Source organism: Clostridiales bacterium (genome assembly GCA_018333995.1).
In the GTDB taxonomy this organism is placed as follows: domain Bacteria; phylum Actinomycetota; class Coriobacteriia; order Anaerosomatales; family SLCP01; genus JAGXSG01.
Genome location: JAGXSG010000021.1, coordinates 26,885 through 39,290, shown reverse-complemented (window position 1 = coordinate 39,290; position 12,406 = coordinate 26,885). Strand labels below are relative to the sequence as shown.

The following is a 12,406-nucleotide window of genomic DNA, read 5'->3' as shown; positions in this document are numbered from 1 at the left end:
TGCTCGTACTGTGCGGCCGGCACCGCACCGGCGTTACTTAAAGGGGTGTGTCGCATGTTGAATCACGTGATGGATGCTTCCGCGAGAGTTCTTCTCGCATGGGCGCTCGCGCTTTCGATGTTTCCGCTCGCCACCCCAATGGAGGCCCATGCGGTTACCGCTTCCACCGTGCGAATCACCTCGGCCAGTCTCAATGCGGTAACGTACGCGACCAGCCAGCTTGTCGTTGCCGTGGGGTCCTCGGGAACGGTCGTGCGCTCGACTGAGGGCGGCAAGCCGGGGACGTGGGTGCGGGCGGCCGTCATGCCTGGTGGCACGCATGAACTGACGGGAGTGTCGTTTATCGACGCGAATCGCGGATGGACGATCTCACGCGCGGGGGTGCTCTTTCACACTGCCGACGGTGGCAAGACGTGGGCACCGGCGTACCCTCACGGTTCGACCGGAACAGCGCAGAGCATCTTCCCTTCGCAGGGTCCCGGGGCGGTGTTCGATCTTGCGGTGATCAGCGAAAGCCTCTCCGGCGGTGAAGGGATGACGGGACTTGCAGCGGGGCGACAGGGAACGTCGTCATCGGCCGCAACGCTTATGTTCCGGCGCTTCCCGCCCGTCCTCTACGGCGAGTGGGCGACGCTCTTCCAGGCCAGGGAGTATCTCGACCCCATTACGCACAATGAGCCGGTATTCCTCGGCATGGGTGAGTTCTATTCGGTGGATGTCCGAATTGGCGCGGCGGGTCCTGAGAGGGCGTGGGTAGCTGGACACGATCGCTACCAGGCCAACCGTGACGCTCCTGTCGCCAACAACGGTTTCGTGTGGACGCGAGCGTACGATCCGGTCACCAGGCTGTTTGGACAGTGGCAATCCCAGGACAAGACCGCGTTCGCGAACGCTGGACCGCTTCTTGGCATCGCGTTTGGAACGTCGAGCGCGGGCGTGGTCGTGGGCGCGGGCGGCAGAGCGTGGCGCACCGTGAACGGCGGGGATGCATGGACCGCGACGGCGACGGGGGTGACCGTCGACTTGAGGAGCGTCGCGATGTCCGACGGGAACCGCGCGTGGGCGGTAGGGCCTTCGGGGAGGATCATCAGCACGACCAACGGTGGCGCGTCGTGGAGCGCGCAGGCCGTCTCCTCGTTCGATCTCAGGGGAATCGCCGCGCGTCCAGGCACTTCTGAGGCCGTGGCGGTGGGCGGCGTTGGCGTCATTTTGTATTCGAGCGATGGCGCGACGTGGGAACGCGCTGACTTCGCCGCACCTCCGCCTGTTGTCACAGGCCTGGTCTCATCGTCGCATCCCGACCCGTCGGCGTGGAAGTCTCAAACGGCAGTGAGCCTCGTGTGGGACGCCGGCAACCCGGAGTACATCGTCGGGTACTCGTACGTGCTTGATGCCTCTCCTGCAGCGGTGCCGCCGACCACACTGATGTGTGGCGTGAGCTCCCCTTCCGCTGGCGTGACCGCGCAAGCGAGCGGTGAGTGGTATGTGCGGGTCAGAGCGCTTGACGTGTGGGGCCAGTGGGGGCCGCCGAGTGATCCTCTGCCAGTGCGTGTCGATACCGCGCCCCCGGTCTTCTCGCACGACATCAATGCAAGCGGCTATATCTACGAGGGGCAACCCGTCGCGGTGAACCTGTCAGTTTCCGATGCGCATTCGGGCGTTACCGGGTTTGAGTACCGCATTGGCGGTGGCGTATGGACGCCGGTCATGGGAACCTCGTCAACGCTGTACTTCGATGCGATTGGGACGTACGAGCTTGCGTATCGTGCGACCGACCGTGCGGGAAACGAGCGGTCAGGCTCGATGGAGGTCGTGTTGCGCTCACCAGGCGCGCCCGCTCCGCCCGAGATAACCGCATTGAGCTCAACGAGCCATCCGGTTTCCACTGCGTGGTACGGAAACGACTCGATCGCGCTTGGGTGGGAAGCGTCTGGCACCGGTATCAGGGGCTACTGGTACTCGCTTGACCCCGCAGCCGCCCTCGAGGTGATGACGACGGAGACCTCGGCCACCCTGAGCGGCGTCCCGAGCGGAACCCATACCGTGTACGTGCGTGCCAGAGACGCCGATGTGTGGAGCGCCGCGGCAACGGTCCAGGTACGTGTCGACGTGACCGCACCTGTGGTCACCGCAACGGTGGTTTCGCAGCAACCGCTCGCAGGCACTGTCCGGATAGCGGCGGCGGACTCGCACGCAGGACATGTGGCGCACCTCGCGTACCGCCTCGATCCGAGTGCTCCTTGGGTGCCGGTCGCGGGCGCCTCGGCGGATATCGTGATATCGCGTTCGGGTGTCCACACCATCCACTTTTGGGCAACTGACTCCCTTGGCAACTCGTCGCAGGGCACGCGTGAGGTGCGGCTCGATCTGCCGCCAGCGTTTACCGAGGTCGCGGGTGCGAACAGGTACGCGACCGCCGCGCGCGCGACCGCGATCGCGTTTCCCGCCAGCCCGATGCCGCGAGGACCTGACGGCAGGCGCACTGTGGTGCTCGCCTCGGGCGAGTCGTTTCCCGACGCGCTCTCGGCGTCTGGCCTAGCCGGCGTGCGTGGGGCGGCCCTTCTGTTGACGCGCAGAGCGTTTCTGTCCGCGGAAGCTCGCGACCAGATCGTGCGTCTCGGGGCTGATCGGGTCGTCATCGTCGGGGGCAGCGCGGCCGTCGATAGCGCCGTGTCGCGCACGCTCGCACAGATGGGTCTTGACGTGCAACGATTCCAGGGGACGCACCGTTACGAGACCGCCCGAGAGATCGCCGCGCGTATTGTGGCAGAGAACACTGGCTGGGACGGTACCGCCTTCGTCGCTACAGGCCGCACGTTTCCTGACTCCCTTGCCGCAGCGCCTATCGCCGCCGCAAAGGGGTGGCCGCTCTACCTGTTCGACACATCTGACGCGGTGAATGCCGCGACCATCGCGGCGATGAAGGGACACGGAGTCAAGAGGGTCATCGTTTTGGGCGGCGAGGGCGCGGTGAGCGCGCTGTCGTACGACTCGCTCGCGGCGGCGTTCGGGGCGATTAAGGTCGAGCGTCGCTATGGCGCCGACCGCTACTCGACGGCGGTCGATATCGCGCAGTTTGCCGAGACGGTAGGGCTGGACTGGACTAGGGTTGCGCTCGCCACCGGGCAAAACTTCCCCGACGCGCTTGCTGGCGGCGTTATGCAGGCCCAAGCTGGGTCCGTGATGCTTCTCACTCACTCGGCGAGCCTTACTTCTGTGACGGGAGACGCGCTTGCCGCTAACAGGAACGCGATCGACGAGGTCCGCTTTCTCGGCGGTACCTCCGTGCTTACTCAGCAGACGCGCGACCAGGTGCGTGCACAGGTAGAGTAGGTCCTGACCGGTGCGGTGCGTGGCTTTGACGGGTATACTGGGCCGGAAGGTTCTCGGGTCTGGTCGCCGGCATGACCCGCCGAGGCACCAAGAACGGAAGAGGCCGATGACGGATGGTCGCGGCGTCCGTACGGCTCGTACGTACGCCGAGGTGGGAATACGGGGTAAGGTGAGGCCGTCGTTCGCGAGCTGCGTGGTTTTCGTGCTCACGGCGTGCCTCTATGTCGCAGCGCCCGCTCTCGCGTTTGGTTCCGCCGCGCCGCATGTCGTCGACGCGGACACTCCCGAAGCGTGTGCGATGTGCCATCGCGCCCATACCGCGCCTGGCGTGGTGGAGCGCACTATGCCGGGTACCTGGGAAACCACCGGCTCCGCGCTTGTTATCACCGAGCCTACCGGCGCGGGGGACACGACGCTGTGTTTCGCGTGTCACGGCATCGACACGCTCGGATCGGGCACGGGCGTCCAAGATGATTTTGCGCACGCATCGGCGCACGTGCTCGCACCGGACACGTCCGCCTATGGGCCCACTCCCAAACAGTGCAGCAGCTGCCACGACGCTCACGGTGCAGCGCGCACGCCGACGGATGAACCGTGGCAGGCGCTTTTGCGTGCGTTGACCTCAGACGGGACGGAGCGAAACACTGCCGAGGAGTTCTGCGCAACGTGTCACTTCGAGGCGCGCGCGCCGAGCGCTTTCCGCGGCCTTACCGTCTATCGCGACACCGCACACGCTGGACTCACGCCGCGAGCAGGTGCCGCGCAGATCACGTGCGGTGTGTGCCACGAGCCGCATGGATCGGCGATCGCTCCGCTCATCCGCACCCGTTTCTCACCCCCGTCAGCGCCGGCGACGGTGACGATTGCTTCGAATGATCGCACGATGTGCTACGTGTGCCATACGCTGGCCGGTGCGGGAACCGCGTGGAGCGGAGAGGCGACGTACACCGCTTCGTCGCACGGTTCTACCATAGCGACGGTCGCGCCGCTCGGCGAATGGGCGTCAAGAGAGAGCACGCGTCTGGCGGGCGAGTGCCAGTCGTGCCACAACCCGATGGGTCGCGAGGACGGCCGAGGCGGGGTCATCACCGCGCTCGCCGACGCCGAGGGCCGCGAACTGTGCTATCGCTGTCATGATGGCCAAACGGCCGCTACCGATTTTAAGGCGATGGCGGTGCCGACTGACCTTGCCGGAGACGAGGTCGTGGTCGCGTACGATCCCCTCGTCCTTCCGCACGCGTATAGCTCGCTCCACGTGTGGACCCCTGCGAATACCCCTGCCCCTCGCGCGCTCGAGGGTCCGCGACGCTACGTCCCGTCCGCTCCTGAAGCCAGGAGCGGCTCCGTTGCCGTGGCGTACGGTGGCATCGATGGTGACGCGGCGGCCGGTGAGCACGATCTCGTGGTCGCTGACCCTTCCGTCGGCTCCCCCGGCCGTGTCCACGTCTACCGCTACAACCTGCTCGACGGTATCGCGGCCACGTCGTACTCGCTGGAGGCTACCGCCTCGTTGCTTACGGCGGGGGATTTTTTGCTGGACGCGAGCGGCAGGCCTGAGGCGGCGGTCGTAAGCGTGGACGCCGATGGCGCAAGTACGCTGCGCTTCTACCGCCACGACGGCACGACGCTCACATCAGCGCTCGCCACGTCGTTTCCGTTGGGCTATGACGCAACCGGTATCGCGGGCGGCACTCTCGGTCTTGGCATCGCACCCGATCAGCTCGTGGTGACGGCAAGGTCAGCGGCAGCGACAGACAGCCCGTGGGCCGTGTACGTCGTGAGCCAGGCGGATACGGCGACCGTCGCGGTCACTTCATTTGAGACGCTGCACCCTGAGCCGCGCGGCCCCTCCATCGGCCCTGTTCTCGCGGGAGGAGCCGCAGGCATCGCCGTGGCGGATGCGGGCGCCGCTACACCGAGTATTTCGGTGTACGCGCCAGCATCGGCTGACGCCGTTCCCGAGGCGACCCGGGCTGTCTTTGGCACCGTCGGCGCTCGCGCGTGGGACACGGTAATTGGCCCGTTCATGGCGGGATCTGTTCCGGGTGTCGCGGTAGCGGTCCGCAATGAGTCGGGGATGAACGCCGTGACCATCTTCGAGACCGGTGCGACCGGTCTCGGTGCACGTGTCGATGTCGAGACGGGAATGGGAGTCGCGTCCGCCGCGCTAGCCGCTGGAGACGTCAACGGCGATGGCGTCGCGGAGATCGCGATTGCCAATGCGGGAACTTTCTCTCGCACCCCCGGTGTCTCCGTGCCACCATCGCTCCAGACGCTCGTCCGCGACGGTGCCACGTTCGTCATTAACGAGACTGCCCCCGCAGGCGGTGTCGAGCTTGCGGGGACGACGCCAGGCATCGTGGTGGCCGATCTTGGCCCGGTAGGCCGTAGCCGTCATCCCGCGAGCGCCGTAGCGGGAGCGCACGTGTCCGGGGAGCAGGGAGCGTTCCCGCGCCACGTTGAGTGCGTCGACTGCCACAATGTCCATGTGGCCGACGGTTCGGCCGCGGTCGCGCCCGTCGCCTACGGTGTGCTCAAAGGATCGTCTGGCTACGATCCAGTGACCGGGACACTCAAGCCGCGTGTCGACTACGAGTACGAGACGTGCTTCAAGTGCCACGGCCCCGCCACGTGGGGCGGCTCGCCGCGCGACGTGGCCGCTGAGTTCGATTCGGTGGCTCTTGGCGGCTCGGCGCATCCAGTCACGGGCGATCATCCGGCCTCGGGCGCGCGCATCTACTGTGTCGATTGTCACGGTAACGCGAGCGCGTCCCAGCCGATCGGCCCGCACACGAGTCCGGCGTCTCCATTGCTCAAAGCGTCGGTCATCGGTATCGAGCCTGGAGACGCGGGGATGTTGTGCTACCGGTGTCACGCCTCTGGGGTCTACCGTGATGGCACAGACGGTTCGCCCCAGGTCAGCCGGTTTTACGACGCGACAAGTGGCGCACAGCTTCACGCGCGCCACGTGGACGAGTTTCGCCTGAGTTGCCAGACATGCCACACCAATCACGGAAGCGTGAACCGCTACCTCATTCGTTCCGATGTGGACTGGGTGGACGCAGCCCCTAATGGCGGTGCGTGCTACACGTCGTGCCATCTCGGTAGCACCGCGAACGCGTACAGCCGTATCGTCGGGGAGGCGGGGCCAACCGCGATCACCGCTCCGGTCAACGATGGCGTCACGGGGGGACTCGCCGACGTGCTCCATCAAGACGGTGCGTACTACGTCGTTGATGAGCGGCAGGGTTCACCCGCGATGCGAGTGGAGATCGGCTTCACGGGATTGACCGCCACACCCGTGGCGTTGCGGCTGTGGGGCCGCTACGACCCGGCGGGCGTGGCGCTTGGCCATAATGTGGTGGTGCGGGCGTGGGACTTTGCAGCGGCGACGCCGGGCTGGGTCACCCTCGGCAAGCTGCCTGCCGCGAGCGTCAACGGATTGTACACGTATCCGATCGCTCACCCGAGGTTCGTATCAGGTAGCGGAGAGCTGCGGATACAGATCGACCATACGAGCGGCGGCCATCAGGACCACCGGCTCTACCTCGACAGGGTGTGGCTCCAGAATTAGATGCTCGTTAGCGGACGATAAGCACCCGCGTGCCTACGTCGACCAGATCGTAGAGCTCTTCGACGTCACGCCGAACCATGCGGATGCATCCGTGACTCGCCGCTGTGCCGATCGAAGCGACGTTTGAGGTGCCGTGGATCCGGATCCCGGGGACGCTAAGATTGAGCGCTCTCGTGCCGAGCGGGTTGCCGGGTCCTGGAGGGATGAACCTGGGCATCTCGGCGGCCCAGGCGCTGCCCGGGTTGCCCCACGTAGGCCGGTAGCGTTTCTGTACGATCTCCCAGCTCCCGCGTGGCGTCGAGTACCCGGGCTTGCCGACCGCGACACGGTACGTGCGGTCCACCTCGATCCCGTCGTAGAGTTTGAGCGTGCGGCTGCGAAGTGAGACGACGATCGTACGTCCGAGGTCGGTCTCGCTTACTGCGGGGGGTACCGGGTCTACCGGGATCGTGACCCGCTCACCTCCGGCAAGAAGCGTTCGCTCGAGGATGGAGACCGCAACCGTCACGTCCGTCGAACGCCCAGGCACCGACTCGCGGATGAGTATCGCGCCAGATTCGATGGTGATCGTCGCGTCGACCGCGGGGCGGTACACGGACGCGGCGATCGTGCGCACCGTCGAAGCCAAGGACTCACGGTCGACGCTGACAGCCGGCTCGATGTCGTGGTAGACGGGCTCATCGGCCAAGGTACGCCAGACCCGCTGGTTAATCGCGGAGTCGAGCACCGGTTCGAATGCGCTCGCAACCGCGCCTTCGATGTCGATCGTGAGGTGGCGGCGCAAATCGAGCGTGAACGTTTGGCCGTCGGCGGTGATGGTGAGCGGTTCGCGCGACGACGCGGCGATGTCATCCAAGAGCGCGCGGCGTACTTCGCTCGCGGTCATGCCGCCGAGGTCACGGCCTCCCGTTAGAGTCACGCCCATCGGAACGCGTGCGCGGGCAGCGTAGTCTTCGGTGGCGGCCCACGCGAGCGCGCCAGAGGTCGCGAACAGGGCGATTGAACTCAGCACGCCGATGGTCTTCACAATGGCTACGCGAACCTGCATCCGTGCTCCCCGAAGGACTGGTTCATAGGGTGAAAACATCGCATGTTACCACGGAATCGACGCTAATAAGAAGTCTGCCGCATGCGCACATGTGCCGCTGCGCCAGATGCAATGCTTACACGTAGCTCGTTGGGCACGCGATGTGCTACATGGGGGATGCACGGGGCGCCGGCACTCGCGAAACAGAGCCGACATGACAACACGTCCGGACAAGCCCGAGTCGCGTCCTGACCACACACGCGATGAATACCGCGCGCTCTTTGAGCACATGAGTGACGTGGTCTTCTTCGTGAGGGTGCGTGATGGACGCATCCTCCAGGTGAATCCCGCAGCTGAGTCCCTCTATGGAGTTGCCCGCGAGAGGCTCATCGGCGCGCGAATCTACGACCTGATCGCCACTCCCGATGGCGCCCCGCCCGCTCCTCCGGATGCGACCCGCGACAATCAGATTACGGCCGAGGGCACCTTGTTCGAGTCGGTCCACCGGCGAGCCGACGGGAGCGAAATTCCGGTCGAGGTCAACGCTCGCGTGATCGAATCGGCGGTGGAACCCTACATCATCGCGGTGATCCGCGATATCACCGAACGCAAACAGGCCGAGCGGCGCGCGGAGCATCACGCTACCCACGATTCACTGACCGGCCTTCCCAACCGCTTGCTCCTCGGTGACCGGCTGGAAAGCGCTCTCGCTCGCGCTCGTCGCGAAGGAGTCACCCCCGCGGTGCTCTTCTGCGATGTGGACGGTTTCAAGAGGATCAACGATACCCTCGGCCATGCGCGAGGTGATGAGGTTCTCAGTCTCGTCGCGCACGTCCTTGCCTCGTCGGTGAGGGCGAGCGACACGGTGGCGCGACTGGGAGGTGACGAGTTCGTGGTCTTGCTCGCCGACGCCGGGGTGCCTTCAGCGGCGGTGACCGTGGCCGAGAAGATTCTTGCCGCGCTGCAGGCGTACCGTACGAACACCGAGGGAATACATGCCGCGATGGCGAGCATCGGCATCGCACACTTTCGTGAGGGTGACGACGCGGACTCGCTTCTCAAGCGAGCCGACAGTGCGATGTACCGGGTGAAAGCACGAGGAGGAGGTGGATACCTGGTCGCTGGGACGTATAGAGGGAAGTGAGGGGTGCGTCACAGTGTCGCGCGTCTGTTTCAGGTATTATGCACGGGGAATCCGTGACGCGGCACGCTGGCGCGAAAGGACATGAGGGATGGGTGCGACAATCCTGGTCGTCGATGACGCTGCGTTTATGCGCATGATGCTTCGCGACATCCTTGAGGCCGCCGGATACGAGATTCACGAGGCCGGAAACGGACCACAGGCGATCGAAGAGTACGCTCGAGTCACACCTGATCTCGTCACAATGGATATCACCATGCCGGCGATGAGCGGCGTGGAGGCGGTGCGGGGCATCCGTGAGCGCGATCCCGGTGCGCGGATCATCATGGTCAGCGCCATGGGTCAGGACTCGATGATTGCCGAGGCGCTCGCGGCCGGCGCGGCTGACTTTATCGTTAAGCCGTTCCAGCCAGCCAAAGTTCTTGAGCTCGTCACGAAGTGTCTTGGCGCCCAGCGATAGCAGTGCCGCGTCCAGACCACATGCGGGCGACGATCAGGGTCCTCATCGTCGACGATTCGGCGCTTGTGCGGCAGATGCTCCATCAGGCGCTATCGCTTGACCCGAGTATCGAGATCGTTGGTGTCGCCCGCAATGGCGTGCAGGCCGTTGAGATGGCGCGAGCGTTTGATCCGGATGTGGTGACGCTCGACATCGAGATGCCCGAGCTCAGCGGACTTGAAGCTCTGCCGCATATCCGTTCGGTCAGTGATGCGCGAGTGGTCATGCTCTCTTCCGCGGACGACACCGATACCACGTACCAGGCGCTCGCGCTTGGTGCCGTAGACTTCCTGCCCAAACCGAAGGGCCGGTTCACGATGTCGGTGGGGGAACTGTCAGAGCAGCTCATCAAAACGATCAAGACAGCGTATCGTGTCTCGCCCGACGTGGTGGCGATCGACAAGAACGCCATCGCGCGGACGATGGCCGCGATTGCGGCACGCGCCGCCGAGCCACGCGTGTCAAGGGCGGCATCTAAGCCGGGTAGTATCGAATCCGGCTGCGAGATAGTGGTGGCGATTGCGGCCTCGACGGGGGGTCCCCCAGCATTGGAGAAGGTCTTCAGGGGGCTCGAATCTTCGCTGGCCGCGGCGGTACTTGTCGTGCAGCACTTGCCCCACGGTTTCTCGGCGTCGCTGACGAGGCGGCTCTCACGCGCCGGCGGTATCGATGTCGTAGAGGCGCAGGAGGACATGGCGCTGGAGTGCGGGCGCGGATATCTCGCACCGCATGGAGTTCACATGGTTGTAGTGGGTCAACCGCCCGATGCCCGGATCGCGTTCGATGCGTTCACGCCGCCGTTGCACGGCGTCCGGCCAGCCGCCGACCTGCTGTTCTACAGCGTGGCCGAGCGGTTCGGTTCCCAGGCGGTAGGCGTAGTGCTCACTGGCATGGGATCGGACGGCGCGCTGGGGCTGCGCGCGATCCGAGATGCGGGCGGTGCCCCTATCGTGCAAGATGAGAAGACAAGTATCGTGTGGGGGATGCCGGGTTCTGCGATCAAGGAACGCGCCTCTAACCGGACCATCAGCATCGATGCCATACCGGCTGAGATCCGGAGAACTGTGCGTGCGAAGGAGGCGACGCGTGAATGAGATGAGCGCCTATCGTGATCTGTTCGCCGAGGAGAGCGAGGAGTACCTCGGCGTGCTTGAGAGCAGGCTTGCGGTGCTCGCCCACGATCCGGATGACCGGATGACGGCCGAAGAGATCTTTCGCGCGGCGCATACACTCAAGGGGATGTGCTCAGCGATGGGCTTCGATCGATCGGCTGAGCTTGCGGCCCGCATGGAGCGGCTCGCGCACTCGGTGAACACGGGCGACGCGGTGGTAACCCCGGCACTCATCGGGGCTCTGGGAGAAGCCACTTCAGCGATGAGGCCCCTCATCGGAGCCGATATGAACTCGCAGACGCCTCCGGATATGCCGTGGCCCGATCTCGATCCTGACCGGTACGGCGCGTACCACGCGATGCCGTCTGCCGCCGGACTCGCAGCGCGCGACATCGCTCACGCCATCGTCCGCGTTGATGTCACCCTGGAGGAGTCGTGCGTGCTCAAGGCGCTCCGCGCACACGTTGTCATCAAGCGCTTGTCGGAACTCGGCGAGATTACGGGAAGCGAGCCGACACTGACGCGTCTTGAAGAAGAGCGCTTCGAGCGAGCCTTTTCCGTGACGATCCGGACGGACCGGTCGCTGCAAGACATAATCGACTCGATCGGAGAGATCGACGAGGTCTCGGAACTCAGCGTGGAGCAGTTGCTCGTCTCGGAGAGTGCCAGCACACCAGAGAGGCTCACGCCGTTACAGATCGACGCGCTTCGTGAGGTAGGGAACATCGGCGCGGGACATGCCGCAACGGCGCTCTCGGAGATTCTTGGACGACGCTTCTCGTTGTCCCCGCCAGTGCTGCAGACCGTTCTCGCCGGTGAGGTATCGTTCGCGTTTGGGATCGCGAAGACGCTCGTAGGCGCTACGTGCGCTCGCGTGTCTGGCGACATGCACGGAGCCGTGCTCATCATCGCGACGTGCGATACCTTGCTCGAGCTCTGTGACATCGCAGAAGGCAGAGCTCCCGGCGCAACGCGATTGTTTGGCGCGGCTGAGGAGGCGCTCGTCGTGAAAGCGGGTACCATACTCGCCGAGAAGTATGTAGGCGCTATTTCGCAGCTGGCTGGTTTAGACGCTCGCCTTGAGCACGCGGTGTTCGAGCTCGACTTTGCTGGAACAATCCTCCAAGAGGCGACCGCCAAGGTGACCGGGGGAGCGCCGTGGGCGGCGCTTGTGCGGACCACGTTGAGTGCGGAAGGGCAGAGTTTCGATGTCGCTGTCGTCTTCGTTCCTGAGCAGGAGAGCTTGAGCGTCCTGTTCGAGCGGCTGGGCGTCGCCTGAGTTCTTCGCGGTGCGGAACCGCTCGATAGCCATGCACAGGGGTCTCATGGCTCGCACCAGTAAGATCAACTGCATGCCGGATGACGGAAGAAACTATTCCGTCGTCGATGCTTGCTTCTTGGCGAACCGACTCTGTAACGACTGGTGGGATGAGATTGACAAGCAGCTGTCTGATCTCGGTGGATCGCTTCTACGAGTTGTTCTTCAAGAACAAGAAGAACGTTTCTCTCCCTGATTTGACCGTGGTTGCGAGCGCGAAGTACCTAGTGATTTCTACGACACCCCAAAGAGACAGCTGCATATCGTTACCATGGGTCGCACACTGCGTGATGGCTCCAAGACCATTCAGGAGCTACCCAACGCCTCCGTCCAACAGTTGAGGTTGATGCGCGTGAGAAGGTGTTCGAGTAGCACGGCTGCCCTTGCTGCCACACAGACGGC

Annotated in this window: 7 protein-coding genes; 6 read left to right on the top strand and 1 reads right to left on the bottom strand. The window is 64.6% G+C overall.

The genetic code is table 11. From position 1 onward, the window contains the following. Window positions 1-54: 54 nt before the first annotated feature. Both KGZ40_06070 and KGZ40_06065 read left to right on the top strand, forming a co-directional pair. Window positions 55-3,333: a cell wall-binding repeat-containing protein gene (locus KGZ40_06070; GenBank protein ID MBS3957075.1), complete on the top strand. Its 3,279-nt coding sequence runs from the start codon at window positions 55-57 to the stop codon at window positions 3,331-3,333. A gap of 106 nt (window positions 3,334-3,439) precedes the next feature. Next, complete coding sequence (locus tag KGZ40_06065) at window positions 3,440-6,907, top strand: FG-GAP repeat protein (protein ID MBS3957074.1); 3,468 nt, start codon at window positions 3,440-3,442, stop codon at window positions 6,905-6,907. A 7-nt stretch (window positions 6,908-6,914) separates the two neighbouring features. Here the strand turns inward: KGZ40_06065 and KGZ40_06060 are convergent, their stop codons facing one another. Beyond that, window positions 6,915-7,955: a L,D-transpeptidase/peptidoglycan binding protein gene (locus KGZ40_06060; protein ID MBS3957073.1), complete on the bottom strand. Its 1,041-nt coding sequence runs from the start codon at window positions 7,953-7,955 to the stop codon at window positions 6,915-6,917. 193 nt (window positions 7,956-8,148) lie between these two features. On the opposite strand from KGZ40_06060, the gene KGZ40_06055 reads away from it, so the two are divergent. From KGZ40_06055 to KGZ40_06040, 4 genes are all read left to right on the top strand, one after another. Next, entirely contained in the window at window positions 8,149-9,078 is a 930-nt protein-coding gene (locus tag KGZ40_06055) for a GGDEF domain-containing protein (protein ID MBS3957072.1), read from the top strand. A gap of 88 nt (window positions 9,079-9,166) precedes the next feature. Next, a complete protein-coding gene (locus KGZ40_06050; GenBank protein MBS3957071.1) occupies window positions 9,167-9,535 on the top strand; it encodes a response regulator in 369 nt (122 codons plus the stop codon). A 2-nt stretch (window positions 9,536-9,537) separates the two neighbouring features. Continuing rightward, the gene (cheB, locus tag KGZ40_06045) at window positions 9,538-10,668 is read left to right on the top strand and encodes a chemotaxis-specific protein-glutamate methyltransferase CheB (protein MBS3957070.1); all 1,131 of its coding nucleotides are present in this window, start codon (window positions 9,538-9,540) and stop codon (window positions 10,666-10,668) included. Beyond that, on the top strand, window positions 10,661-11,965 hold the full coding sequence (locus KGZ40_06040; protein MBS3957069.1) for an Hpt domain-containing protein: 1,305 nt from the start codon (window positions 10,661-10,663) through the stop codon (window positions 11,963-11,965). Before cheB ends, KGZ40_06040 begins: the two co-directional genes overlap by 8 nt. The last annotated feature ends 441 nt before the right edge of the window (window positions 11,966-12,406 follow it).

Bases quoted from the DNA above. Each gene is read 5' to 3' on its own strand.
- KGZ40_06070 (MBS3957075.1), top strand. From the start codon at position 55: ATGTTGAATCACGTGATGGATGCTTCCGCGAGAGTTCTTCTCGCATGG.
- KGZ40_06065 (MBS3957074.1), top strand. From the start codon at position 3,440: ATGACGGATGGTCGCGGCGTCCGTACGGCTCGTACGTACGCCGAGGTG.
- KGZ40_06060 (MBS3957073.1), bottom strand. From the start codon at position 7,955: ATGCAGGTTCGCGTAGCCATTGTGAAGACCATCGGCGTGCTGAGTTCA.
- KGZ40_06055 (MBS3957072.1), top strand. From the start codon at position 8,149: ATGACAACACGTCCGGACAAGCCCGAGTCGCGTCCTGACCACACACGC.
- KGZ40_06050 (MBS3957071.1), top strand. From the start codon at position 9,167: ATGGGTGCGACAATCCTGGTCGTCGATGACGCTGCGTTTATGCGCATG.